Source organism: Mesobacillus sp. S13 (genome assembly GCF_020422885.1).
Lineage (GTDB): Bacteria > Bacillota > Bacilli > Bacillales > Cytobacillaceae > Mesobacillus > Mesobacillus selenatarsenatis_A.
This window is the reverse complement of the sequence record NZ_CP084622.1, coordinates 2,549,679-2,574,972: the sequence shown is the minus strand read 5'-3', so window position 1 is coordinate 2,574,972 and position 25,294 is coordinate 2,549,679. Positions and strand designations below refer to the sequence as shown.

The window sequence follows — 25,294 nt, the reverse complement described above, 5'->3', positions numbered from 1 at the left end:
TTATTTACTTATACACAAGGTTATATTAATATGAAATTGTGAGAAAAGTTAGGATGGAATACAAGATTCAAACTTTTCGACAATTACTTTTAATTAGTTTATGATGTTTACGTAGAAGAAGGGGGTAAACATATGTCAAACCAAGATATTTTTAACGCCCGCAGTTCATTTGAAGTTGACGGGAAACGCTATCATTACTATAGCCTGGCAGCATTAGAAAAGGCTGGAATCGGCAATGTATCAAAACTGCCTTACTCTGTGAAGGTTTTGCTTGAATCCGTGCTTCGCCAGCATGATGGCTTTGTAATCACAAAAGAGCATGTTGAAAATCTAGCAAAATGGGGAACCAGCGAAGTGAAAGAAGTGGATGTGCCATTCAAGCCTTCACGTGTCATTCTTCAGGACTTCACTGGTGTACCAGCAGTCGTTGACCTTGCTTCACTTAGAAAAGCAATGGCTGACATGGGTGGAGACCCAGACAAAATCAATCCTGAAAAGCCGGTTGATCTAGTTATTGACCACTCTGTACAGGTTGATAAATACGGAACTCCAGACGCACTTAATGTGAACATGGAACTTGAATTCGAACGTAATGCTGAACGTTACCAGTTCTTGAGCTGGGCACAGAAATCATTTGACAACTACCGCGCTGTTCCGCCGGCAACTGGTATCGTTCACCAGGTGAACCTTGAGTACCTTGCAAGCGTCGTTCACGCTGTAGAAAATGCAGATGGTGAATTTGAAACTTTCCCAGATTCGTTAGTAGGTACTGACTCACATACTACAATGATCAACGGTATTGGTGTTCTTGGATGGGGCGTAGGCGGTATCGAAGCAGAAGCTGGAATGCTTGGCCAGCCATCATACTTCCCAGTACCAGAAGTAGTAGGTGTTAAATTAGTAGGTGATATGCCTAATGGCGCTACTGCAACTGACCTTGCACTTAAAGTGACCCAGGTTCTTCGCAGTAAAGGTGTTGTTGGTAAATTCGTCGAGTTCTTCGGACCTGGCGTTGTTACACTTCCACTTGCTGACCGTGCAACTGTTGCAAACATGGCACCAGAATACGGTGCTACTTGCGGATTCTTCCCAGTAGATGGAGAAGCATTGGATTACATGCGTTTAACTGGCCGCCCAGAAGACCACATTAAAGTGGTTGAGGCATACTGCAAGGAAAACGGATTATTCTTCGATCCTGCATTAGAGCCAGTTTATACTGATGTAGTAGAAATCAATCTTTCTGAAATCGAAGCAAACCTTTCTGGTCCTAAGCGTCCACAGGATTTGATTCCGCTTTCCGCAATGCAGAAATCCTTCCAGGAAGCATTGACTGCTCCTGCAGGAAACCAGGGATTCGGCCTTGATAAGAAAGAAATTAATAAAGAAGCGGTTGTTGAGTTCGCTAATGGCGATAAAACTACTATGAAAACTGGTGCTATCGCAATCGCAGCGATCACTAGCTGTACAAATACATCTAACCCATACGTACTAGTAGGTGCAGGCCTTGTTGCCAAAAAAGCTGTTGAACTTGGAATGGAAGTTCCTAAGTTCGTTAAGACTTCGTTGGCACCAGGTTCAAAGGTTGTAACTGGATACCTTCGCGATTCAGAATTGCTTCCTTACCTTGAAACTCTTGGTTTCAACCTTGTTGGTTATGGATGTACGACATGTATCGGTAACTCCGGTCCATTAAAGCCGGAAATCGAAAAGTCTGTTGCTGAAAGTGATCTTCTAGTTACTTCTGTCCTTTCCGGTAACCGTAACTTCGAAGGACGTATCCATCCGCTTGTAAAAGCAAACTACCTGGCTTCACCGCCGTTAGTAGTTGCTTATGCACTTGCTGGTACTGTGGACATCGATCTTCAGAATGACCCAATCGGAAAAGATAAAGATGGAAATGATGTATTCTTCAAGGATATCTGGCCATCAACTGCAGAAGTGAACGAAGTCGTTCACCGCGTTGTAACACCAGAACTATTCCGAAGAGAGTACGAAACTGTATTCACTGACAACGAAAAGTGGAACGAGATCCAAACAAACAGCGATCCGCTTTACACTTTCGATGAGGAATCAACTTATATCGCAAATCCGCCATTCTTTGAAGGTTTAACTCCAGAGGCTGGGGAAGTTGCTCCATTGAATAACTTGCGTATTGTCGGCAAGTTCGGTGACTCTGTAACAACTGACCATATTTCTCCTGCAGGTGCGATCGGAAAAGATACGCCAGCTGGAAAATACCTTCGTGAAAAGGGTGTAGAGCCACGCGACTTCAACTCTTATGGTTCACGCCGTGGTAACCACGATGTCATGATGCGCGGAACATTCGCGAACATCCGCATCCGCAACCAAATCGCTCCTGGCACAGAAGGCGGCTTCACGACTTACTGGCCAACGAACGAAGTCATGTCCATCTTTGATGCTTGCATGAAGTACAAAGAGCAGGGCACAGGCCTAATGGTTATCGCAGGAAAAGATTACGGTATGGGATCATCCCGTGACTGGGCTGCAAAGGGTACTAACCTATTGGGAATCAAGACTGTTATCGCTGAAAGCTTCGAGCGTATCCACCGTTCAAACCTTGTATTGATGGGCGTTCTGCCTCTTCAATTCAAAGCTGGTGAAAACGCTGAAACTCTTGGCCTGACAGGAAGAGAATCATTCGATGTCCAGATTGATGAGAAAGTTCGCCCACGCGACATCATCACTGTGACTGCAACTGATGAAGATGGAAACAAGAAAACTTTCGAAGCTCTTGTTCGTTTCGATTCAGAAGTAGAAATCGACTACTACCGTCACGGCGGCATCCTGCAAATGGTACTTCGTGATAAGTTAAAGGCATAAAATAATACAGACAGAACCCCCTGGTCGTAATGCGGTCCAGGGGGTTTTTAATTTTTCAAGAAAAAGATTTGAGGTGAACGGTACCCTCATGAGGAAGGAATGGTATGCACAGGGTACGATACTGTGAGAACGGTACCCTTATGAGGGAGGAAAGGCATGCATAAGGGTACGATACTAGGAGAACGGTACCCTTATGCGGGAGGAAAGGCATGCATAAGGGAACGATACTGCTTGAACGGTACCCTTATGAAGAAGGAAGTGCTTGCATAAGGGAACGATACTGCTTGAACGGTACCCTTCTGGGAAGGAATTGACTCCATGAATCTCTATCAATTCGTATAGTCTTCACATATTGGCCTTGTTCACTCTCTCAGATCACGAGTCTTACAAAATACGCGAAAACTTCTGATTAATCGACAACTTCTCCTATTGATATTTGCTCCCAAAGAGGTATGTTTAAGGTAGATGGAACATAAGGAGTGATTTCTATGGGCCTTGTATCAATTGTAGCGAGAGAAGATTTTATTTCATTGGTTACTGATTTTGGGATTCATCAGGTGATCGATGATATGAGGTTTAAAGAGTTAATACCGGATACTGCCTTCATTGCTTTTTCAGGTGATGAAGAATATACCTTGATGGCCGCCAGTGCTGCTGAAACTCTTATTAAGCAAGGATTCAGTCTTAAGGAGTTGGCAGAGTCAATCCAATCCTCAATCAATAATTCCATGCTATTAAATAATGGACGGCCGTTTGAAGCCGTGGTGGCTGGGTACTCACAAAATGGCGAGGCACAGTATCATATCATATCCAATGCTAAGCCTCTTGAATCCTATTATCCGCGTGCTGGTGAGAGTCTCTACTATGTAAATGGTCATGAACCGATGCTCGTGCTTGAGAGATCCCTGAAGATGTATGGAATGGGTACGGCTGATCAGGCACTAGCTGCGCAAATCCATTTATTCCAGGAAGCTGCTAAGTTCATACCGAATGTGAATAATCAAGCTGAGTCCTATATCCTCACAAAAGCAAATTAAAACAGCCTTGGAATTCAAGGCTGTTTTTCGCAGGCTACTATCATTGTTTCCGGTACTAGAATCTATACGAAAGACAAACTAACTGAATGTTAGTTTTCAAAGTGTGTAAAAATAAACGGATAAATTTCGCTTATTTTGCAAACGACCCTTATTTTATTAAAAATAAGGGTCGTTTTTCCGTCTAATTAATCCAAATCAAAGAAATTTATCTTTTTTTATAGCAGTTAACCGGAATATCTCCACTTATTTCACCTTAAAAAGGGTCATCTATATACAATAGCCGGAATATCTCCGCCTATTAAATCTCTTGCCTACACAAGAATCAACAATGAATGATTTTCGTCAGCCTTTCATTATTATAAGGCATATTGCAAAACAAAATTCCCAAGGAACAGCAATGCGATCATATAAAGGGCAGGCTGGATTTCCCTGCCTTTACCCATCAGAAGTTTCAATAGTGGATAAAGAATGAAGCCAATTGCCATGCCATCGGCGATGCTGTAGGTTAATGGGATCAACACAATAATTAAAAGTGCAGGGAAGCTTTCGAGAAGATCATCAAGCTTGATGTTCGTGATATTCTGAAGCATCAATATTCCTATTAAAATTAAAACTGGTGAAACTGCACTTTCCGGCACTACTTTGATCACAGGAATCAATACGATGGACGCAAGGAACAGGACACCAGTAATTATGCTCGTCAATCCTGTTCGGCCCCCAGCTGCTATCCCTGCAGCACTCTCTACGGAAGATACTGTCGGACTAGTACCGAAAATTCCCGCTGTAGCTACAGAAATCGAATTAGCCTGGAGGGATTTCTTGAATTTTTGAGGCTGTTTCAGCATTTTAGTATGCCCATGGATCAGTCCGATGTTCTCGAATATGACGACCATGGCAAGCGAAAAGGCTGTCAGCCAAAATACGAAATTACCCGCCTGGGCAAATGACATTTGACCAAAAACAGAAGTATATTCTCCAAATGAAGGCATGCTCCAAGAAACTCCGCCGCTTTTAAAATCCCCAAAGAATAATGAAAGGACAGATGTGAAAACAATACTCAATAATAGATTACCTGGAATATTTTTTATGAACAAAATCACCGTGACAATTAATCCAATCAATGTGATCAGTGCAGTGGAGCTGCTTAAGTCACCTATTTCCAACAAGGTGTGCTCTGAACTTGCAATAATTCCGCTATTATCAAAACCGATCAAAATCAATAGTATTCCAATGCCGACTGTAATGGCCTCTTTCAAAGAGTCCGGGATGGAGGCGACAATGGTCTTAGCCAGCGGAGTGAAGGCTAAAAGCATGAATAGAATACCCGAAACGAAAACCATGGCAAGTGCCTCTTGCCAAGAGAAACCGCCGGATTGCACGATTGTATAAGTAAACATCGCGTTTAAACCCATACCCGGAATCACTAGAATTGGAGTATTACTCCAGAATCCCATAAGCAAACACCCTGCGAACACGGTGAGGATCGTAGCGATGATCCCGGCTTCTAATGGTATTCCTGCTGCTGCTAATATAGTTGCGTTGACAATGATAATGTATACAACAGTTATATAGGAGATAAGACCTGCAGATAGCTCTCTACCGAACGTTGTATCATGTCCCTTTAAATCAAATAATTTATCCATTTTTTCTCCTCTCTTTTATAGATAAATTTTTCCGTTTTGAAACGAATGAAAATATCGTAACATAGACTTTATCTATATATAAAATATATAATTTATATCAAAACTATATCTTTTTTAAATAGAAGGAGATTTTAATGGATATTAGGCAAATGAGGTATTTCATCGCAATAGCAGAGGAAAGGAATATAACAGCAGCAGCCCATAAACTTCATATGTCACAACCACCCTTAAGCCTTCAATTAAAACAAATGGAAGAAGAACTAGGGGTAATGCTTGTTGAGCGGCACGGAAAAAAGCTTGAATTGACGGATAAGGGTGAATTGTTATACAGGCATGCACTGAATATTGTCCATGCATTCGAAGAAGTGAAGAATGAACTCCAAGAGACGGATGAAGGCAGGAAGGGGAATTTATCCATTGGAATCAATACACTTTCTGTACCGGAATTTCCTGAATGGCTGGAAGCATTTCATGCATCCTATCCGCTTGTTTATTTGCGAATCGTCCAGAATGATTCCGCGTACCTTGCTGAACTTGTGAAGAATCGGACAATTGAACTTGGTCTTGTCAGGCTGCCACTGGCCAATCAGGATTTGAATTACCTACATTTATATAATGAATCCTTCATTTTTGTTTGCAGGCAAAATGAGACAGAAAAGATTTCAATGGAAGAAATCAGTCATGTACCATTAATTCTTCCTTCGACAGAAGGGCTGGGAAGCTATAGTATCATACACGACGCTTTTACTAAAGCCCAGCTTCCGCTTCAAGTCATTAGCGAATGCTCGGACATGAATGTATTGATGCAATTGGTCTCCTCGGGAATTGGTTCGACTATAGTACCTGAATCAGTTTTTCAATCATATGGACACCCAAATCTCTTCGCACGGGAAATAACTGATGCTGGTTTGAGATCTTCTGTAGGGTTAATCTGGTTAAAGCAACATCACCTCTCCAGACCTGCAAGGAATTTTATTGATTTGGTAAAATTGAGGCTCGGGATCAATGATACTGGTCATGAATAGAAAGGTAATATTCTTCCAATAATAACTGCAAATTCTAAAAAGAAAGGAAGGTGTCCTGCTTTGAATATTTTTGAAGTCATGAAGGATGCTTTCAGCCCTTTTATGGACGGCGAAAAAAAGCCATTGCACGTTGGAGAAGTAATGAATTTATGGTTTTATCTCCATGGCACGGAACAAACCCTTAGATATGACCAGCACGCATATAATTTAGCCCAGGATCCAGAATTAAAAGAAAAAATCGTGGATATAATCAATAATGTACACAGGCCAATGATTGATGAATTGACTAAGTTTTTCAAGGATGAAGGAATCCCTCTCCCTGATGTTGGAGCAGAAAAGGTGGTTGGTGAATACCAGGCACTTCCTGAAGGAGCAAGAATGAACGATGAGGAGATTGCCAATCTGATCGCCTATAATCTAGTGGTCGGAATTACATCTGCTACAAGAGGAATCACCGAATCTGTCAGGTCGGATGTTGGCTATTTATTTGCAAAGTACCATATGATGAAAATCACCTTTTCTTTGACACTAAAAACACTTATGCAGGAAAAGGGCTGGCTGAGAGTACCGCCTTACTATATTACCGGAAAGAAGTAAAAACAGCGCCTAATAGCGCTGTTTTTAAATATTTTTCAACTCATGGTTTGCTTAGGTTTCAAGAAGTGTCTTTTCACGGTCCCGGGCTATTCCTGCTTTCCAAGTATAATTAGCTTCCTCCATTGATTGTATCCAACCGTGTACCTCTCGAATGGTCTCTTCGATTGGTCGAAAGGTAAGGTCGGATTGAAGGGCTTTGTCAATATTAATATGGAAGGCTCCTTTCCATGGTTCTTGATGCTCAGGCCCTAACGGTGTATTTTCCGGAATCCAAAGAGGCATCTCTGTCCAGGGTACAACATTATTTTCAAGAAGAAATTTCTCACCTGCCCAGTTAAATTCCGCATCACTGCCTGTAGATTCCTTGATTTTAGTGAAAAGATCCAGCAAAGGCATTGGTTTTCCTGTCACGTTGTAAGTGCCGGCATTTTTTTCCTCCATCATTTTTAAAATCCATTTCGACATGTCCTTCACATCAATTAATTGAATGTACGATGTTTGCGGATTTCCAGGAGCAAGCACTTGGCCTCCTTCAGAAATACGATTAACCCAATACGGCAGCCTGTCAGTATAGTCATTTTCTCCAACCAATTGTCCGGCGCGAATGTTTAAAACCCTTCCTGGCATGTTCCTTTCGGCTTCTTGTTCTGACAATGTTTTAAACTGACCATAATATTCTAATAAATCGCCATTAGGGTCCTTTGTGAGTTCATCTGCTTCTTCTAAAGGCATTGTTTGAACTGGGTAATCCTCTGTGATTCCTTTTAGAATCCAGTCCTTGTAAACTGAAATACTTGATACAAAGGCATAGAAGTCTGTTTGCGTTTTTAGAATTGATGTTAAGTTCCGAACAGAACTTGGTATTAGACCAGAAGTATCCAGAATGGCATCCCAATTACGTCCTTTTAGTTTATCTAAGTTTCCATTCCTATCGCCAATCAATACCTCAACATTTTGCAACACTTCATTATTATTTCCTCGATTAAATACTGAGATTTCATGGCCTTTTTTTTGCGCTTCCTCTACAAATGCCCTGCCAAGAAATCGGCTTCCGCCAATTACTAGAATTTTCATAATCAAGCCCCCAGTCTATCCGAATGATTTCTGATCAATCTTATTGCGTGTTTATACGATAACATATTAATAGATAATTTAGAAAATTTAATATTAGACAAAATTTTTTCTTAGGTCGATTTTTATTTGCTGTAAAGAAGAAAATTGTTAAAATGATATTTAGTTTCAGAATTGTCTTAAAAGGCAGAAGGAGGACCCATTTTGGAAGAAACATTTTTACAATCCGTTAAGTATGACGGTGAAAAGCTCTATATATTAGATCAAACAAAACTTCCCCACGTTACAGAATTCCTGGAAATCAGCAATATAGATGATGTATGGGATGCTATTAAACAGCTCAAAGTAAGGGGGGCTCCGGCAATAGGCATTGCCGCTGCTTACGGTCTGGTGCTAGGTATTATTGATGCCCCCGAGAAGGATTTTGAGACATTTTATACGTATTTCAAAAAGCAAGCGGATTACCTGGCTACATCTAGGCCGACTGCAGTCAATCTTTTCTGGGCACTCAAAAGGATGGATACTCGAGCAAAGGTTGAAAATAGAAAGCCGGTAAAGGAAATTAAAGAGCTATTGGAAGAAGAAGCTCATTTGATTCGCCAGGAGGATGAAAATGTATGCAGTTCCATTGGTGAGCATGCATTGACTTTATTTAAAGATGGGATGACTGTGTTGACTCATTGCAACGCCGGTGGAATAGCTACAGCAAAATACGGTACCGCGCTCGCTCCAATCTATTTGGCCAAGGAACGAGGAATGGATATCAAGGTATTTGCTGATGAGACGCGTCCTCTGCTCCAGGGAGCGCGACTGACAGCCTGGGAACTGATGCAAGCTGGAATCGATGTTACCCTTATCACTGACAGCATGGCAGCAATGGTGATGCAACAGGGAAAGGTACAAGCAGTCATCGTAGGTTGCGATCGCGTGGCAGCCAATGGGGACGTAGCTAATAAAATTGGTACCTATGGTGTTGCTTTACTTGCCAAAGCGCATAATATCCCATTTTATGTAGCTGCGCCACTATCGACAATTGACCTAGAAACGAAAACTGGCGAAGAAATACCGATTGAGGAACGAGCGGCAGAGGAGATTACTGCAGGCTTCGGAAAATCGACAGCCCCTGAAGGCGTTAAGGTTTTTAACCCGGCATTTGATGTAACACCTCATCATTTAATCACAGCAATCATAACAGAAAAAGGAATCATGCGTGGAAATTACAGCGAAGACCTGCCGCGCTTATTTGAAAAATAGCAAGCAGTATGCCAGGGATGCACTCCCTGGCATTTTTATGCTGCGCTTTTAATGTCGGCATAAGAACGGAATGAGAGGTGGAATACAAATGCTGGAGCTGCTTAAATTTCAATCGATGGTGAACCAAGATTCGGACCCATCGACTAGTGTCAGGGCAACTTTCAAATAAAATTCACATAATCCTCAAATATTCTCACATTTCCACTTTCATTATCTTTGTATACTTGGGATATCCTACTTGTAAACAAATCAAAGGGGGTTTTCCAATGATCAAAAAAGCGATTGGAGCAGGTATACTGGCTGGATTAGTGTTATTTGCAATTTTTCAGCAATTAAATACGGCCGATGAACCACTTGCAATTGAAGCATCTAATGCAACGACTGGCATCGGTGCCGGGATGGCAGCACCGAATTTCACATTGAAAAACCTTGATGGAGAAGAGGTCAGCCTGAAAGACTACAGAGGTAAAAAAGTGATGGTGAACTTTTGGGCCACATGGTGTCCGCCCTGCAAAGAGGAAATGCCGGCAATGGAGAAATTTTATAAGGAAAATTCAAAAGAAGTGGAAATTCTGGCAGTAAATCTTGATCCTCAAAATAATGTAAAGGGATTTGTCGAGGAGAATGGATTAACCTTCCCTATTTTACTTGATAAAGAAGGAAGGACGCAGCAAACCTATTCAGTCATATCCATTCCTACCTCATTGATTATTGATGAACACGGCTTGATTATTAAAAAGCAAATTGGTTCGCTGACATTCGAGCAAATGCAGGAACTTTTGAAGTAAATCCCACACCAGTTTGACTACTGGTGTATTTTTTATGGGAAAAATTGCTTGTAAGAACTATGGATTTATCGGGTATGAGTAAAATACGATTAAATTTTCAAAAAGTTGTAATAATTGCAACCGTTTCCGGACATAATAACTGTTACAATGATGACAAAGGATGGTGAACACGATGAGAAAACCAAGAAAGCGTTCTTTTCAAGAGCTTGTAATGGAAAATAAACGCCAACTTCTAAATGACCGTGATGCACTCGAGAAAATAGAGGCCAAGTTAGAACAAAAACACTTAGGCAAAGCTGAGTAACTATCATACATTACCATTTATGAATACCTCTTCTTTAGGAGAAACTTATTCTAGAGGAGGGATATACATGAGCAATCCTAAAAGGGACAGTAAGCATCATGTTCCAAGCCACCTTGGAACACAGCCACGTGGATTCAGCGGTAATAAAGGCAAGAAAATGAACGACAAGTCGGGTGAACATGCCCAGGTCATGCAAACCAAAGGCGAATAGTTGAATGAATACGCCTGCCATATAAATGGCGGGCTTTAATTTTTCCCGTGAAAAGATATCCACTGTTTTCCGCTAATAATCGATATGTGTAGTTGCATACTATTGATGTACTTTTTAAAAGGAGGTACATGACAATGGCACAAAATACACCAAAGCCAGACGATCGAAGCGATAATGTGGAGAAGCTGCAATCCATGATCCATCATACGATTGAGAACATGGAAGATGCAGAAGCTGCAATGGTCAATTCTAGTCCTGAAGACCAGCAAAGAATTAAGGAAAAAAATGAACGCCGCCGCGAGAGCATTGATGCTTTTCGGGCAGAAATCAAAGATGAAGCGCATAACCAGCAGTAAAGCGGAGAAGACTCGTCGTCAGGCGAGTCTTTTTCCGTTTGGTCAAAATTGTGATAATATACGGATTGTGAACAAAGTTTATAAATATTCATGACGAATGCCACATTTTCAAACTTTAAGATAAAGAAGTGATTAGGATGGACCAGCAAAAAAAACAAATTCCTGTGGATGAACAAATCAAGCTATGGGAAGAAGAGATACATACAAAAGGCTTTATTCAGGAGGAAGCAAGCTTAATCACGGCAATCAGGAGCTTGACTTTAAGTGAAGACAAACAAAGGCTGTCGAAAGCACTGACTCTTGCTGCACAATCTCGAGCACAACGAAACGGGTATGACTCACTAGTACTTGAGTGGTTAAGGGCAGCGATAGATCGTGACTCCACAAACAAAAAAGCAAAATCCCTGCTCGCCCGGAATCAATGGAAAAACAAAGGAAATCTATTTGACCAGCTCGTATATCCCCGAATCAGGGAAACAGATAATCGTGCCTTGAAAAAGAAAACAGCTGAGCAGTATATCGATATCTCGCAGCAATTCCTTTCTCATGCCGAAGAAGAGCTAGATGATTTAATAGGACAGAATTTTAACAAAGACACTGAAGCGGAGTCGAAGAAGTTCAGCAGGCTAACTGAATTGCTTGAAAAGGCTATAGAAGAAACGGCAGCTCTTTTGAAAGCAACAGAGCTATATGAAGAGTCAGTCACCGGTGTTTTTCATACAGCCATCCATTATGAAGAAATGCAGAAAAGACTGCAATCTCTTGAAGAAATAAGGCTGCTTTGGGAACTTGAATTCCAAGAGGATGATGATAGTGAAAGACAGGCTGAAAGCGATCCTCTCGCTGAACTAAATAAATTGGTGGGTCTCGAGTCGGTTAAAGAGAGAGTGAATGATTTTTATCGCTTTCTCAAGTATCAGCAAAAACGGAAAGAACTTGGCCTGCAAACTAAGGATGATCAAAGCTTGAATATGGTCCTGACCGGGAATCCGGGAACAGGGAAAACTTCGTTAGCTCGGTTGCTTGCAAAAATTTATCATCAGCTAGGAGTACTTCCACGAGAAGAAATAATCGAGGCAGACCGTTCCCAGCTTGTCGGAGCTTATGTCGGGCAAACAGAAGAAAATGTCAGGAAGGTCGTTGAGCAAGCACTTGGCGGGGTTTTATTCATTGATGAGGCATACAGCCTTAAACGTGAAGGACAGACTGGAAATGACTATGGTCAAACTGCAATCGATACCCTGGTATCACTAATGACTGGGAAAGAGTACGGGGGCAAATTTGCCGTTATACTTGCTGGGTATCCAGAAGAAATGCGACAATTTCTTGATGCAAATCCAGGCTTAAGATCACGTTTTCCTCAATCTAATTTGTTCCACCTTCCGGATTACTCAAATGATGAGCTGTTGCGAATTGCTGAGCTGGCGGCACAGGATAATGATTTTGCAATGACAGAAGGAGCAAAGCTAGAGCTCAGAGATCGCATTGAAAACGAAAGAGTAGATGATACCTTCGGAAATGCAAGGACAGTTCGGAATCTCGTGTTGGAGGCCATTTTCAAAAAGGGATCCAGACAGACAGAACAAGATGACTTTTCCACATATACATTGTTGGAAAAAGAAGATTTTGAATCTCCATCGAATCAATCAGCGGAAAGACCCCTAGACAGGCTGAACGCACTAGTTGGATTGGACACTGTAAAATCAGAAGTCACATCCTTAATCTCATTTGTCAGGATGCAGCAGCTGCGAAAGAATAATGGACTGCCAGCTGTGCCGATACAGCTTCACTCTGTTTTCACCGGCAATCCGGGCACAGGAAAAACCACGGTAGCAAAGATTTACGCAGAACTGCTGAAAGAATGTGGAATGCTGAAGCGTGGCCATCTAATCGTCAGCAGCAGGGCAGATTTTGTCGCTGGCTATGTCGGTCAAACAGCCATCAAGACAAAGAAAAAAATTCGTGAGGCTCTCGGAGGCGTTTTATTCATCGATGAAGCTTACTCATTGCTAGGTCAAAGCTCTGGTGATTTTGGCAAGGAAGTTATTGATACGATTGTCGATGAAATGACACGGCATAATGAAAATCTAGTCGTGATCCTTGCTGGCTATCCTGCGGAGATGGATTTGCTGCTAGAAAGCAATCCTGGTCTCAGATCAAGATTCAAGAAGTTTTTCCACTTTCCGGACTATAGTGTGAGCGATTTATTGCTAATCATCAAGAACTATGCTGGTAAATATCAATATAAGATCAGCGAAGATGTGGAATCGTTTTTGTCGGTGAAACTTTCGGAAGTCGATATGAAAGGGAACGGACGATTTGCTACGAATTTAGTGGATGAAGCTGTTCAATCCCAGGCATATCGTTTGATTGACCAAGAGCTTTTTGAGGATTTCGATGAAGATGTTTTATACTTAGACAAGCAGGACTTTGAAGCAGCTCTAAAAAAGATTATAGGATAAGGATATTTTCATAAGATTGTTTCTTGTATAACAAAGGCTCTATTAATGCCAATTGTTGTTTTTAAGCCCTGTTGATTGTAGTGGAAGGCGCCTAGACTCCTGCGGGCTTAGCTGGTCAGATGAGACCCCGCAGGAGCAAAGCGACGAGGAGGCTCAGCGCCAGCCCCGCGGAAAGCGAAGCGCCTGGAACGAAAATCAACAGCCTAGTTTAGCAGAGCCAAACAAAAAGAGGATTCATTCAAGTCCATTTGAGAAATTCTATATCATTAATTAAAGTAAAAACGAAGAAAAAATAACCTAATAACAAGAAGAATAAAGGGGAATACAAATGATCATTTCTACAAGGGAGATTGAGGTTCGATACGCAGAAACAGACCAGATGGGTGTTGTCTATCACGCAAATTATCTGGTGTGGATGGAGCTGGGCAGAACACAATTGATCAAAGAGCTTGGCTTTAATTATGCAGAAATGGAGAAGGACGGAATCATCTCGCCTGTACTCGATATTCAAGCATCCTATAAAAAACCATTGAGATATGGGGATACTGCAACGATCAAAACTTGGGTTGAGGAATATGATGGCATTCGCTCTGTCTATAAATATGAGATATTCAATGGTAACGGGGAGCTTGCTTTGACAGGCAGCTCAAAACATGTCTGTGTGAAGAAGGATAGCTTCCGTCCTATTTCTTTAAAAAGGAGCTTTCCTGACTGGCACGAAGCATATCTTCAGGCTATGAAAAAGCCTGAAGATGAAAAGGAGCAGGTCTGATTGGCTTTCGGGATCAAACGTCATGAGCTGGAAGAATGGAAAGCTAAAATCAAAAGAGGAGAGCTCGCCTTCCTGACACATTATTGGATTGATGAACGCTTTCCAGACTGCTCAACGGTGACGAAGGTTGGATGCAGGGACCTCGAAAAGCTAGCCCAGTGGGGGCGGAAATATGGTTTGCGGCCGGAGTGGATTGACAAAAGGAAGACCGATTATCCTCATTTCGATCTTTTAGGAACGAAGCAGGCTGAAATTTTAAAACAGGAAGGTATTGAGAACCCTCTTATAGTAGCTAAAAAATAAGGCAGGCGCTTTTCGCGTCTGCCTTACTTCTTCTCGAATTTAAAATCGGGTTCCTGCCCAACTGGGTGAAGTTCAACGTGCATATCATGTCCATCAAAATACCAAATATCTTTTTCTTCGATATAATAAGTGACACCATTCTTTTCTGTTTTTACACCAATATGATCAGGTTCTTCTTTCGATACACCTAATGAAAAACCTTTCTGAATGGAACTGAAGCCCCCGTACCGGACAAAAAATCTTAAATAGCTTCCGGATGAAAGGTCCATTTCATTTTCATACCATGCTGCAGCATCATCATTAATTGTAATTATCATATTGTTCTCCTTTCAAACCAGGTAGTCCGATTATAACATAAGCAATGCCTGGTCTTCATGGACCAGGCATTCACATTTCATTATTGGCTGTTTACGCATTGCTTATTCGCAAAGTTCATACATGGCTTTAGGTTTAGAAGCGAGTTTTCTAGCCGGTATTGCGATATTCGTAAGAAAACTACTTAATAAACTGTGTCATATGTTCCATGATTTCGTTATATTTACTTTTTGCTCCAGCGAGGCCAAATTGGCCGGCTTCTTCCAAAGGAACAACACGGTAATTGCTTTGTCTGCTACTTGAGACAAATGTCGGTAAGAATTCCGGGTTTTGCAGCACGATTTTATCGCCTTCCGGTGTGATGGTTTTCGTTACTTCAATCGTGGCAAGACCACCGATATCCTTATAGTCCCACATTTGGCCAGACAGGAAATTACCAAGTGAATAGACGACAAAAGCCTTTCTTCCGTCCGCAGCAGTCAGCCACTCCATAGGCTGCAAAACATGCGGATGATGGCCAAAGATGATGTCTACGCCTTCATCGACCAGAAACTGGGCAAGTTCCTTTTGATCAATAGTAGGGAAGCGTTGATACTCATTCCCCCAATGGATACTCATGACAACAATATCTGATTCAGTCCGGGCGCGGTGAATCTCAGCTTTCATTGCTTCCCGATCAATCAGGTTCACGAGATGATCCTTGCCGATTGGAACTGGGATTCCATTTGTTCCATAGGTGTAGGATAAATAGGAAACGCTGACCCCATTTTTGTTCAAGATCCGCAATTCTTGTTTGTCTGCATCATCCTTGAATGAACCAACGTAAGGGAGGCCGGATGCTTCCATATTACTTAACGATGCGAGGACCCCCTTTTCCGAGCGGTCAAGAGAATGATTATTTGCATTTGATACAATATCCACTCCGGCATCTATCAATGCCTCACCAACTTCAACAGGACTATTGAACATTGGATAGCTTGATAACCCGATTTCCTCTCCGCCAAGAAGAGTTTCCTGGTTCGCCAGTAAAAGATCAGGTTGCAATAAGTACTCTCTGACATGACTGAGCATTGGTTTGAAATCGTAGCCGGGACTCAAAAATGCATCTTCATAAACTGTATCGTGGATCAGGATATCACCAATTGCTCCGATTTTCACTGTTTCCACAAAACTCTTACCGGTCACATCATAGCTTCTCTCGAGATGTGACTTTTGAGATTTCATTTTAATGCTTGGTTCTTTGGCTTGTGCTTCATTGTACATCTGCAAAGTTAATACGGATGCCAAGATGCCTAAGCCTGCAAACAAGGCAATACCAAAAGGTTTTTTCTTCTTTTTTCTCATGTTAATCTCCCCAGATTAGAATGAGGCATATTTATTTTTTAGCCTCTAAGGATAATATATTATAAGAATGGTGTTAAATGTATAAATTTCATTGTGATTTTCATTATTTTGTCATAATTCGATAATTTTCATTAAAATTGTAGATTAAAGGCAGAAACTTTGAAAGGGTGAGAGGTATTGTTCAAAATAACCGAGAGCGCACATAAAATTTTGCGTCAGGCAATCAAAAATGAATGCAAGGAAGAGGAAATGCTATACGTCCGGTTGACGATGGGGATCGGTTGAGGTGGCCCGCAGCTTCGAGTTGCTCTGGAGGAGCAGCCATTAAAGAATGATCAAATTCATACATTCGATGGAGTGCCCATCCTGATTCATGAAGGCGATTCCGTTTATTTCAATGATACGAAACTAGATTATATAAAAGATGTTTTGGGAAGGGGGCAGTTCAAACTGTTAAAAATGTGATACGATATGTAAAAAAATGCGGTCCTTTAAGAGACCGCAATTTTTTAATGGAGATTTGTAACTATATTCTTTCCAAAACTTCCATTTGAAAAAGTTTTGTTTAAAATCCACATCAGACGAATCTTATATTACCATTCCGTGTTTTCCAGGAAATCCAATAATTCTTCCATATTTTTAATTTTGATTGGCGAAGGGTCATTTCTTTCATTGTCAGGAATATCAGTCAGGAATTCTACAATAAAATCATCTGGCGACGTTACCTCAGCGGTTGTGGTTGTATACACCCAATTTACGGCCTGCTTGATAACTTCTTCCATTACAATCCGCCTTCTTTCCTTAGTTATTACCTACATTTTACCAGTCACGGCAGATGGTTAATGGCTTTCAATATGACAATTTTTCGACGATTGCTGTTCAGGATTAAACGGCAGGAAGCGCGAATTTGAATATTGTTTTATTGTGTTCAATGGCAACACTCATTTGGCCGCCGTGACTTTCGATTATTTGCTTGCTGATCGCCAATCCTATCCCGGTTCCTTCTGCTTTTGTAGTGTAAAAGGGTGTGAAAATCTTGTTAAGAGATAATTGATCAATACCGCTGCCATTATCTATTACACTTACTGAAACGTTTTCCTCAAGCTTGCTTACAACCAATGTGATTTCAGGTCTTGTAGCAGGATTTCCTTCCACTGCTTCAAATGCATTTTTCAACAAATTCACCAACACTTGTTTAATTCCATTTTCATCAGCCCATACATATAGCTCGTCTTCGGGAAAGGTTCCTTTGAATTGGATATCCTTTAAAATTGATTCGCTCGAAAATAGCTTGAGTATACTTTCTGCTAACTTATTCATGGATAGCTTCCTTTTCTCAGGGGAGCCAGGTTTCAAAACAGAAAGAAATTCAGTGAGTAAGGTGTTGGCACGATTAATTTCATCTAAAGCCACATCAGCGAATTCCTTCTTGCGGTCAGCTTGAAGTTCCGGTTTAAGCAACTGGATAAAACCCTTGATCGTTGTCAGGGGATTCCTAATTTCATGAGCTAATCCGGCTGCCAAATGGCTGGCTGAAGCTGCTTGAAACTTACTTGTGGCAGTTTGGATAGCCTGATGCAGGTGCATTAAAGTTTGCTGCTTATCAATTATTTCCTGCTCCAGTTCCATGCTTTTACTTTCAAGCTCTGCTTGTTTGTGTTTTAAATCATCCATTGTCAACTCACCCCTTTTCATTTGAAGTTCATGAATCAAGAACGTTTTATCGTTTGGATACGTACTTGGGGAGACTGACTGTTTCATTTCTGTACTGAAATGAAAGGTTTTAAGGGGTTTTCCTGGTTTCATTTATATCCCTTCTTTTTTCGAATTGTTTGGGCATGGTTAGATTAAATAATTTCATCAGGAATTGACATACATATAAATTAGCAGCCTGAATTCGATTTCTTTCGAATGTATATGACATATATATTTAAATTATAACAGCAAAACCATTTATTTTTTTAAAAAGAACAAAAAATATCTTATAAAGAACTACTGGAGCAAAAGGGGCTATAATTGTTAATCTTGGCTGCCATTCTATTGTGGAATTTACGGGGACTTTGGATTTTATCCATAAAAATGCCGGCAAACACGGAAGGTTTGCCGGCTGTAGTTTCCTGTTCTAAAGCCATTTGATTTTCGGCTCTGTTTTATTGCGGATTCTCTCAATATTGGCTCGATGCCTGTAGATGACGAAACTGGCCAGGACTGCGACAACCATGATCAAAGGGAGGTCCTGGGTAAAGAGCGAGTAAATGAACGCGGCAATGCCGGTTAGAATGGAAGATAGGGAAACATACTTTGTTATGTACAGGCTGATGAAAAAGATTAAGAGCATGAATATGAATAATACCGGAATATATGCCAGCAAAACCCCACCTGAAGTGGCTACCGCTTTACCGCCTCGAAATCCTGCGAAGATAGGATACATGTGTCCAATCACCGCAAAGACCCCTACTAAAAGCATATGGAGATCATCCGTATTTAGCAGCAAGGGCAGACTTGCAGCAAGGGTTCCTTTCAACACGTCAGCGATACTTACTATTAAACCAGCTTTTACTCCCAGTGTCCTGAATGTATTTGTACCGCCTAAGTTCCCGCTTCCATGTTCACGAATATCTTTACCGTAGAACAATTTTCCAATAATAAGGCCAGAAGGTATTGATCCCAGCAAGTATGCCAGTATAATGACTATTACGTTTATTGCCATGAAATATTCTCCTTTTAAGATTTTAAGGTTCTTTTATTTTACCATGTTCTCTTAAAAACACCATGCAAATCTTGAACAAAACTGTTTTTGTCATTCATGATAGACGGATTTGCTTGCTAAGTTTATAACTTGCTGAATAAGTGAATAAGTAAGTAAATTAACTTAAGGAGCCCTTCTAAAATGAAGATTGGGAAAAGTTTATCTAAAAGAAAGCCATTATTGTTCATAATGATCCTTGCAATAATCCTGATCACTATAGCTGTCTACCAGACCAATAAAGATATCCCTGAAGGCTTATCATATGAAGGGAAAGTCCATAAGGTCAAGGATGTCCGCTTCTTATATGATTTAACCTATAAAGGGAAAGACGGTAAACAAAAGTACGAACATGAAATATTCGATACGATCATAAAGAGGATTGGTGAAGCAGAAGATTTTATTGTCCTTGATATGTTTTTATTTAATGGCTATTACAAGGAGGACATGGGCTATCCAGAAATAAGCGAATCCATTGGAGAAAAACTGATCGCCCAGAAGAAAAAGCATAAGGATCTTAAAGTAGTCTTTATCACTGATGAAATAAATTTGACTTATGGATCTCACAAATCAGGTGTTTTTAAGGAGCTGAGGGACCATGACATTAAAGTTGTATTCACGAACCTGGATCCTCTAAGGGATTCCAACCCATTGTATACGGCTTTTTGGCGGGTGTTTCTCCAATGGTTTGGCCAATCAGGAGAAGGGTGGATTCCGAATCCAATGGCAAAGAATGCGCCTGATGTGACGCTCCGCTCCTATTTTGAACTACTGAACCTGAAGGCTAATCACAGGAAAGTGTTCGTCACTGAAAAGACAGCGATCGTGGCATCCGCGAACCCACATGATGCAAGTGGGTTCCACTCAAATATCGCCTTTGAAACAAGTGGAAATATTATAGGAGATATATTGGAATCTGAGCAGGCAGTACTCAATTTTTCAGGAGGTGGCGATCTCCCTGAGTACACTACCCAAAAAGACGAAGGAGATATTAAGGTCCAGGTTTTAACGGAGGGGAAAATCCTCAAACATCTCCTGAACGAGCTGAAAAATTCTGGAAAAGACGATCATATTTGGATTGGAATGTTCTATCTTGCAGAAAGGAAAGTCATCGACGAAATTGACAAGGCTGCTGATCGCGGAGCAAAAATAAATATTATACTTGATCCTAATACCAACGCTTTCGGAAACCAGAAGTCTGGTTTGCCAAATATCCCGGTGTCGGAAGAGATCATGGAATTTGGCAGCGAAAATATTAATATAAAATGGTACAATGCTGGCCAGGAGCAATATCATTCAAAATTGATTTACTTTGACAGAGGAAAGAACAGTGTCATTCTCGGAGGATCCGCCAACTTTACCCGTCGGAACCTTAATGATTTAAACCTCGAAACCAATATCAAAATAGAAGCCGATCCTGATCGCCAGGTTATCAAAGATGTGGACCAGTATTTCAGTCGAATCTGGAATAATGAAGAAGCAAAGTTTACACTGGATTATGAAGAAAATAAGGACAAGATGACTCCATTTAAATATATTATCTATTGGATTCAAAGGATTCTATGGTTTACCAGCTATTAACATAAAGGGCATCCTAATGCGGATGTCCTTTTTCTAATGGATTGTTTTAATACAAAAGTTCATTCATTTACAGTATCCTTAAGTACGATATTATTAAAAGCGAAGGAAAAAGGATTTCATTTATAGAATTAGCATACATATAATTGCGCGGTTTACTATTTTGCCAAGAAGATGGAGATTGTATATGAAGACATTATTATCAGCCATTCAGTGGATGGCCTTTATCATTGCTGGTTCAATTGTAGCACCAATTGCGATCGCTGATTTATTTCAATTGAATGATTTGCAGACGACCGGATTGGTCCAAAGAACAATGTTTGTGTTAGGCATTTCGAGCCTGTTGCAGGCCCTTATAGGGCATCGTATGCCAATTAACGAGGGGCCCGCAGGACTATGGTGGGGTGTTTTTACAATATATGCAGGATTGAGTGCAACACTGTTTTCATCCAGCATTGAAACCCTGCAGGCATTAGAAGGAGCCATGATCATCAGTGGAGTTGTATTTTTTCTATTAAGTTTATTCAAGCTTATCGATAGACTGGCAGCTTTGTTCACTCCTGTAGTCAGTGGGATTTACCTTCTTTTGCTCGTGATTCAGCTAAGCGGCTCATTCTTGAATGGGATGGCTGGACTTGGCGGAGGTCAAGGCGAAGTGAGTCTTCCAATTGCTAGTTTTAGCATTTTTTTGGTAGCTTTCACTTTCTATCTAACAAGGCATCGTATTAAATGGATCAGCCAGTATGCTATCTTAATCAGCCTGGCCGCTGGCTGGGTGCTATTTAAGACTTTTAACTTGGGAAAAGCATATGAAGTATATACAGGGCCAGCATTTGCCATACCGGAAATTTTCGCATTTGGGAAGCCTATTTTTGATTCAGGTTTAATTGTGACGTCGGTTTTCATTACATTCCTGTTAATCACCAATATGTTGGCCAGCATAAGGGTTACTGGACAAGTTCTAAAGGATATGGGGTCTGATCGCACTGATTTCCGATACAGGGCCAGCGGTTTCACAGCTGGAATCAACCAGCTGCTTGGAGGGATTTTCTCGGCAATTGGGTCTGTCCCAATTTCTGGCGCCGCAGGGTTTATCTCAACTACTGGTATTACAAGGATTCTGCCTTTTATCATCAGTTCATTGTTGATCGTCCTTGCAAGTATGCTGCCGCACGTTATGTCTTTGTTCGCAGCTCTACCTGCACCTGTAGGCTACTCCGTTACTTTCGTTATATTCGTGAATATGACAGGGATCGCTTTTTCAGAATTTGATCGTGAAAACGATAAAAGCAGGATTCGAGTCGTGATTGGAACCGCCCTGATGGCAGGTGTAGGCGCGATGTTCATTCCGGGCGAGGCTTTTCGCAATATTCCGCCTGTCCTTGTTTCAATCCTTAATAACGGGTTAATCCTTGGCACTTTGCTCGCTGTTGCCGTTGATCGATTCACACTTCACCAGAAAAAGGGAAAGGAGAGATTTAAAGCTTTATAATTATTTAGGTATCACATGCCATGAGGCAAGTTGATTTGAGTCTGAATAGTAGTGCGATAAAATAATCATTAGGAACGAATTATTCCATAGGAGTGATGAAAATGGCAATCAACAATCCAGGAAGAGAAGAAATCGGCAAAATCCTTAAAAATTCAAAAAGGATTGCAGTTGTCGGATTGAGTGACAACCCTGAGCGGACTTCCTATATGGTTTCAAAGGCAATGCAGGCAGCTGGCTATGATATTATCCCAGTGAATCCGACTGTAGATGAAGTTCTAGGAATCAAAGCAGTTAAAACGTTAAAAGAAATTGACGGACACGTAGACATTGTCAATGTTTTCCGCCGATCAGAATATTTGATGGAGGTTGCAGAGGAGTTTGCCGAAATCGATGCGGATGTTTTCTGGGCACAGCTTGGCCTTGAAAATGAAGAGGCCTACAACTTCCTGAAAGATAAAGGATATACTGTGATCATGGACAGATGCATCAAGGTAGAACATGCTTTAACAAGGTAAATAGGTGCGTGAGGACTGATGTTCTCACGCTTTACTTTTTTTACAGCAAATATTCAGCCATACTATTACATAGTATTGTACTTCAAGGCGGGGATTTACATGGAGTTATTGAACAAGCAGCTAGCTCAGGAAATTGTAGACAGGACGATGGGGATCATCGGAAAGAATATCAATATAATGGATAATCGGGGTGTGATCATTGGCTCAGGCGACGAAAAACGCATAGATGACATCCATGAAGGGGCAGTCATCGTCATTCAACAAGGAAAGGGCTTTGAAATTACCGACCATGAAGCAAAAAGGCTCAATGGTGTTAAACCAGGTATTAATCTTCCTATACTCTTTGATAATAGGATCATAGGAGTAATCGGCATAACTGGATCACCAGATGAAATCAGAAGCTACGTAGAACTCGTACGGATGGCCGCTGAGCTCAGTCTTCAGCAGGCGGTTTTGATGAATGAAATTCAATGGGATGAAAGGCTTAAGGAGGAACTCGTCAGCCAAATCATCCATGCTGAAGGCAAACATGACTCGCTCTTCCTCGAAAGAGCTAGGCGCATTGGAATTGATCTTCAATTGGAGCGGGTCGCGATTGTCATCATGACTCCTGACAGGAAGAAAACTTACGCCTATTTAAAAAGTCGACTGAAAAAAGATGATCTATTATTGATGCAGGATGATAGGATCGTGGTTTTAAAGGTCGTACCGAGAGATGACATTGATCATTTCCTGAGAAAAACAACTGAAACATGGCTTAATGGTTTAAGAATGAATGAGCAAATCCAGGTAAAAATCGGGGTTGGCCAATTCCATGAAGGATTGCCAGGCTTCACGGAGTCATACAGACAGGCAGTCATGACATTGGATTCTGGTCTGAAATTATCTCCACAAAACAATATATACATGTTGGAGGAATATTATTTGCCAGTATTCCTTTTAAGCGCTTCTCACAAAGGGCTCACGGGGAATTTGCAGCCTTTTTATAAGAGTCTGATGGAGAAGGATGTTAAAGGCGAGCTCACTGAATCTTTGAGAGCTCTTATCGATACGAACGGCGACATGAATAAGGCTGCACAGAGGCTATTCGTACATAGGAACACGCTGCGATATCGACTTGATAAAATCACCGAAATAACAGGCAAGGATCCGCGAAAAACGACAGACCTTCTTCACCTTTATTTATCCTTTCTTAATCATGAGCTGGAATGAAATTGTGCAAATGCACAAAAGATCTGTACTATTACAGGTCTTTTTTTGATGATTTGACTAATGTAATATCAATAGACAGCGCTTACAATTGGGATACAAAAAGTTCTTAGGAGGTATCACCGTGGATATTCAAGTAAGCGCTTTCGGCGCAATTGTAGCACTAGTAGTAGCTATTTTCCTTATTTTAAAGAAAGTTTCACCAGCATATGGAATGATTGCAGGTGCCCTGATCGGGGGACTTGTAGGCGGAGTTGATGTCACGAACACCGTTGCCTTGATGATGGAAGGGGCAAAGGGAATCATTCCTGCAGTATTAAGGATTCTCGCTGCCGGTGTGCTGGCAGGCGTCCTAATTGAATCAGGTGCTGCTGCAGTAATCGCCGAAACAATCGTTAAGAAGGTCGGGGAAACACGTGCGTTACTTGCACTGGCAATCGCGACAATGATCCTTACTACTGTTGGCGTATTTGTCGATGTTGCTGTCATCACTGTTGCGCCAATCGCGTTGGCAATCGCCAATAAAGCGGGTATTTCCAAAACAGCGATCCTGCTTGCAATGATTGGCGGCGGCAAGGCTGGGAATATCATGTCACCGAACCCAAATGCAATAGCTGCAGCGGATGCGTTCCAAATCCCATTGACATCAGTAATGGCTGCGGGAATCATTCCAGCTATTTTCGGATTGACCGTTACGTATATTTTAGCTAAGAAGCTAGTGAATAAAGGTTCGATGGTAACAGCTCAAGAAAGTGAAACAACGGATAAAGGTAAGCACCCATTAGTAGTCCCGGCAATCGTGGCCCCATTAGTTACCATCATTTTGCTGGCCCTGCGACCATTATTCGATATAAACATCGACCCAATGATCGCCCTGCCAGCTGGAGGAATCGCAGGAGCGCTTGCGATGGGCAGGATCAGGCAAATCAATGACTATGCAATCGCTGGATTAAATAAAATGTCCGGAGTAGCAATCATGCTCCTTGGTACAGGAACACTCGCGGGAATCATCGCCAATTCAGGGTTGAAGGATGTCTTAATTAACAGCCTGGATGCGCTTGGTCTTCCAGCCTTCGTCCTTGCACCTGCATCTGGTATTTTCATGTCAGCGGCTACTGCTTCTACAACAGCAGGGACCGCAGTTGCTTCGCAGGTTTTCGGTTCAACCATATTGGAAATGGGTGTCACCGCACTAGCGGGTGCAGCCATGGTACACGCGGGTGCCACAGTCCTTGACCATCTTCCACACGGAAGCTTCTTCCACGCAACTGGAGGAAGTGTCAACATGGAGATTAAAGAACGTTTAAAATTGATACCTTATGAAACAGCAGTCGGTTTAACACTCGCAATGGTTTCGACACTAATCTTTGGGATCTTCAAGTTTTTCGGATAGATAAAAGCTTTGGTATATAGTACCTAGATTTTTAAAAA

At 41.4% G+C, this 25,294-nt stretch carries 24 protein-coding genes; 17 read left to right on the top strand and 7 right to left on the bottom strand.

Going from position 1 to position 25,294, the window contains the following annotated elements:
• Nucleotides 1–132 precede the first annotated feature (132 nt).
• Nucleotides 133–2,841: an aconitate hydratase AcnA gene (gene acnA, locus LGO15_RS13135; protein ID WP_167830857.1), complete on the top strand. Its 2,709-nt coding sequence runs from the start codon at nt 133–135 to the stop codon at nt 2,839–2,841.
• A 488-nt stretch (nt 2,842–3,329) separates the two neighbouring features.
• Entirely contained in the window at nt 3,330–3,878 is a 549-nt protein-coding gene (locus LGO15_RS13130; RefSeq protein ID WP_167830856.1) for a hypothetical protein, read from the top strand.
• A gap of 356 nt (nt 3,879–4,234) precedes the next feature.
• Here the strand turns inward: LGO15_RS13130 and LGO15_RS13125 are convergent, their stop codons facing one another.
• Nucleotides 4,235–5,521 carry an NCS2 family permease gene (locus LGO15_RS13125; RefSeq protein ID WP_167830855.1) on the bottom strand — a complete coding sequence of 429 codons (1,287 nt, stop codon included), beginning with the start codon at nt 5,519–5,521 and terminating at the stop codon, nt 4,235–4,237.
• 134 nt (nt 5,522–5,655) lie between these two features.
• On the opposite strand from LGO15_RS13125, the gene LGO15_RS13120 reads away from it, so the two are divergent.
• Nucleotides 5,656–6,546 carry a LysR family transcriptional regulator gene (locus LGO15_RS13120; RefSeq protein ID WP_167830854.1) on the top strand — a complete coding sequence of 297 codons (891 nt, stop codon included), beginning with the start codon at nt 5,656–5,658 and terminating at the stop codon, nt 6,544–6,546.
• Nucleotides 6,547–6,606: 60 nt separating this feature from the next.
• Nucleotides 6,607–7,143 carry a DUF3231 family protein gene (locus tag LGO15_RS13115; protein WP_167830853.1) on the top strand — a complete coding sequence of 179 codons (537 nt, stop codon included), beginning with the start codon at nt 6,607–6,609 and terminating at the stop codon, nt 7,141–7,143.
• Between the two features lie 51 nt (nt 7,144–7,194).
• Here LGO15_RS13115 and LGO15_RS13110 read toward each other — a convergent pair whose 3' ends face one another.
• On the bottom strand, nt 7,195–8,217 hold the full coding sequence (locus LGO15_RS13110; protein WP_167830852.1) for an NAD-dependent epimerase/dehydratase family protein: 1,023 nt from the start codon (nt 8,215–8,217) through the stop codon (nt 7,195–7,197).
• 201 nt (nt 8,218–8,418) lie between these two features.
• Here LGO15_RS13110 and mtnA point away from each other — a divergent pair, with 201 nt between their 5' ends.
• The 8 genes from mtnA (at nt 8,419) to LGO15_RS13070 (ending at nt 14,664) form a co-directional block, all read left to right on the top strand.
• Complete coding sequence (gene mtnA, locus LGO15_RS13105) at nt 8,419–9,468, top strand: S-methyl-5-thioribose-1-phosphate isomerase (RefSeq protein WP_167830851.1); 1,050 nt, start codon at nt 8,419–8,421, stop codon at nt 9,466–9,468.
• A 266-nt stretch (nt 9,469–9,734) separates the two neighbouring features.
• A complete protein-coding gene (locus LGO15_RS13100) occupies nt 9,735–10,256 on the top strand; it encodes a peroxiredoxin family protein (RefSeq protein WP_167830850.1) in 522 nt (173 codons plus the stop codon).
• 172 nt (nt 10,257–10,428) lie between these two features.
• Entirely contained in the window at nt 10,429–10,560 is a 132-nt protein-coding gene (locus LGO15_RS13095) for an FbpB family small basic protein (protein WP_144480839.1), read from the top strand.
• A gap of 67 nt (nt 10,561–10,627) precedes the next feature.
• Nucleotides 10,628–10,771 carry an acid-soluble spore protein N gene (locus LGO15_RS13090; RefSeq protein ID WP_102262870.1) on the top strand — a complete coding sequence of 48 codons (144 nt, stop codon included), beginning with the start codon at nt 10,628–10,630 and terminating at the stop codon, nt 10,769–10,771.
• A 134-nt stretch (nt 10,772–10,905) separates the two neighbouring features.
• Nucleotides 10,906–11,127: a small acid-soluble spore protein Tlp gene (tlp, locus tag LGO15_RS13085; protein WP_167830849.1), complete on the top strand. Its 222-nt coding sequence runs from the start codon at nt 10,906–10,908 to the stop codon at nt 11,125–11,127.
• A gap of 137 nt (nt 11,128–11,264) precedes the next feature.
• Nucleotides 11,265–13,589, top strand: a complete 2,325-nt coding sequence (locus tag LGO15_RS13080) for an AAA family ATPase (RefSeq protein WP_167830848.1) — start codon at nt 11,265–11,267, stop codon at nt 13,587–13,589.
• 328 nt (nt 13,590–13,917) lie between these two features.
• A complete protein-coding gene (locus LGO15_RS13075) occupies nt 13,918–14,361 on the top strand; it encodes an acyl-CoA thioesterase (protein WP_167830847.1) in 444 nt (147 codons plus the stop codon).
• A complete protein-coding gene (locus LGO15_RS13070; protein WP_167830846.1) occupies nt 14,362–14,664 on the top strand; it encodes a hypothetical protein in 303 nt (100 codons plus the stop codon).
• Nucleotides 14,665–14,687: 23 nt separating this feature from the next.
• Here the strand turns inward: LGO15_RS13070 and LGO15_RS13065 are convergent, their stop codons facing one another.
• The 5 genes from LGO15_RS13065 to plsY form a co-directional block, all read right to left on the bottom strand.
• Nucleotides 14,688–14,981, bottom strand: coding sequence for a HesB/YadR/YfhF family protein (locus tag LGO15_RS13065; RefSeq protein ID WP_167830845.1), 294 nt, complete (start codon nt 14,979–14,981; stop codon nt 14,688–14,690).
• Between the two features lie 178 nt (nt 14,982–15,159).
• Nucleotides 15,160–16,323 carry a CapA family protein gene (locus tag LGO15_RS13060; RefSeq protein ID WP_167830844.1) on the bottom strand — a complete coding sequence of 388 codons (1,164 nt, stop codon included), beginning with the start codon at nt 16,321–16,323 and terminating at the stop codon, nt 15,160–15,162.
• Nucleotides 16,324–16,916: 593 nt separating this feature from the next.
• The gene (locus tag LGO15_RS13055) at nt 16,917–17,105 is read right to left on the bottom strand and encodes a hypothetical protein (RefSeq protein WP_167830843.1); all 189 of its coding nucleotides are present in this window, start codon (nt 17,103–17,105) and stop codon (nt 16,917–16,919) included.
• Nucleotides 17,106–17,208: 103 nt separating this feature from the next.
• Nucleotides 17,209–18,129 carry a two-component system sensor histidine kinase NtrB gene (locus tag LGO15_RS13050; protein ID WP_226085002.1) on the bottom strand — a complete coding sequence of 307 codons (921 nt, stop codon included), beginning with the start codon at nt 18,127–18,129 and terminating at the stop codon, nt 17,209–17,211.
• Nucleotides 18,130–18,445: 316 nt separating this feature from the next.
• Complete coding sequence (gene plsY / locus LGO15_RS13045; protein ID WP_226085001.1) at nt 18,446–19,033, bottom strand: glycerol-3-phosphate 1-O-acyltransferase PlsY; 588 nt, start codon at nt 19,031–19,033, stop codon at nt 18,446–18,448.
• A 180-nt stretch (nt 19,034–19,213) separates the two neighbouring features.
• Here plsY and LGO15_RS13040 point away from each other — a divergent pair, with 180 nt between their 5' ends.
• The 5 genes from LGO15_RS13040 to LGO15_RS13020 all read left to right on the top strand — a co-directional run bounded on the left by LGO15_RS13040 (nt 19,214) and on the right by LGO15_RS13020 (nt 25,256).
• Nucleotides 19,214–20,650 (top strand): phospholipase D family protein, encoded by a 1,437-nt coding sequence (locus LGO15_RS13040; protein ID WP_226085000.1) that lies wholly within the window; start codon nt 19,214–19,216, stop codon nt 20,648–20,650.
• 184 nt (nt 20,651–20,834) lie between these two features.
• Nucleotides 20,835–22,139, top strand: a complete 1,305-nt coding sequence (locus tag LGO15_RS13035; protein WP_226084999.1) for a purine/pyrimidine permease — start codon at nt 20,835–20,837, stop codon at nt 22,137–22,139.
• A 101-nt stretch (nt 22,140–22,240) separates the two neighbouring features.
• Nucleotides 22,241–22,654 carry a CoA-binding protein gene (locus LGO15_RS13030; RefSeq protein WP_226084998.1) on the top strand — a complete coding sequence of 138 codons (414 nt, stop codon included), beginning with the start codon at nt 22,241–22,243 and terminating at the stop codon, nt 22,652–22,654.
• Nucleotides 22,655–22,753: 99 nt separating this feature from the next.
• On the top strand, nt 22,754–23,866 hold the full coding sequence (locus LGO15_RS13025; RefSeq protein ID WP_226084997.1) for a sugar diacid recognition domain-containing protein: 1,113 nt from the start codon (nt 22,754–22,756) through the stop codon (nt 23,864–23,866).
• A 121-nt stretch (nt 23,867–23,987) separates the two neighbouring features.
• On the top strand, nt 23,988–25,256 hold the full coding sequence (locus LGO15_RS13020; RefSeq protein ID WP_226084996.1) for a GntP family permease: 1,269 nt from the start codon (nt 23,988–23,990) through the stop codon (nt 25,254–25,256).
• The last annotated feature ends 38 nt before the right edge of the window (nt 25,257–25,294 follow it).

Coding starts and splice junctions, on each gene's coding strand:
- acnA (WP_167830857.1), top strand. CDS start 133: ATGTCAAACCAAGATATTTTTAACGCCCGCAGTTCATTTGAAGTTGAC.
- LGO15_RS13130 (WP_167830856.1), top strand. CDS start 3,330: ATGGGCCTTGTATCAATTGTAGCGAGAGAAGATTTTATTTCATTGGTT.
- LGO15_RS13125 (WP_167830855.1), bottom strand. CDS start 5,521: ATGGATAAATTATTTGATTTAAAGGGACATGATACAACGTTCGGTAGA.
- LGO15_RS13120 (WP_167830854.1), top strand. CDS start 5,656: ATGGATATTAGGCAAATGAGGTATTTCATCGCAATAGCAGAGGAAAGG.
- LGO15_RS13110 (WP_167830852.1), bottom strand. CDS start 8,217: ATGAAAATTCTAGTAATTGGCGGAAGCCGATTTCTTGGCAGGGCATTT.
- LGO15_RS13100 (WP_167830850.1), top strand. CDS start 9,735: ATGATCAAAAAAGCGATTGGAGCAGGTATACTGGCTGGATTAGTGTTA.
- LGO15_RS13095 (WP_144480839.1), top strand. CDS start 10,429: ATGAGAAAACCAAGAAAGCGTTCTTTTCAAGAGCTTGTAATGGAAAAT.
- LGO15_RS13090 (WP_102262870.1), top strand. CDS start 10,628: ATGAGCAATCCTAAAAGGGACAGTAAGCATCATGTTCCAAGCCACCTT.
- tlp (WP_167830849.1), top strand. CDS start 10,906: ATGGCACAAAATACACCAAAGCCAGACGATCGAAGCGATAATGTGGAG.
- LGO15_RS13080 (WP_167830848.1), top strand. CDS start 11,265: ATGGACCAGCAAAAAAAACAAATTCCTGTGGATGAACAAATCAAGCTA.
- LGO15_RS13075 (WP_167830847.1), top strand. CDS start 13,918: ATGATCATTTCTACAAGGGAGATTGAGGTTCGATACGCAGAAACAGAC.
- LGO15_RS13065 (WP_167830845.1), bottom strand. CDS start 14,981: ATGATAATTACAATTAATGATGATGCTGCAGCATGGTATGAAAATGAA.
- LGO15_RS13060 (WP_167830844.1), bottom strand. CDS start 16,323: ATGAGAAAAAAGAAGAAAAAACCTTTTGGTATTGCCTTGTTTGCAGGC.
- LGO15_RS13055 (WP_167830843.1), bottom strand. CDS start 17,105: ATGGAAGAAGTTATCAAGCAGGCCGTAAATTGGGTGTATACAACCACA.
- LGO15_RS13050 (WP_226085002.1), bottom strand. CDS start 18,129: ATGAAACCAGGAAAACCCCTTAAAACCTTTCATTTCAGTACAGAAATG.
- plsY (WP_226085001.1), bottom strand. CDS start 19,033: ATGGCAATAAACGTAATAGTCATTATACTGGCATACTTGCTGGGATCA.
- LGO15_RS13040 (WP_226085000.1), top strand. CDS start 19,214: ATGAAGATTGGGAAAAGTTTATCTAAAAGAAAGCCATTATTGTTCATA.
- LGO15_RS13035 (WP_226084999.1), top strand. CDS start 20,835: ATGAAGACATTATTATCAGCCATTCAGTGGATGGCCTTTATCATTGCT.
- LGO15_RS13030 (WP_226084998.1), top strand. CDS start 22,241: ATGGCAATCAACAATCCAGGAAGAGAAGAAATCGGCAAAATCCTTAAA.
- LGO15_RS13025 (WP_226084997.1), top strand. CDS start 22,754: ATGGAGTTATTGAACAAGCAGCTAGCTCAGGAAATTGTAGACAGGACG.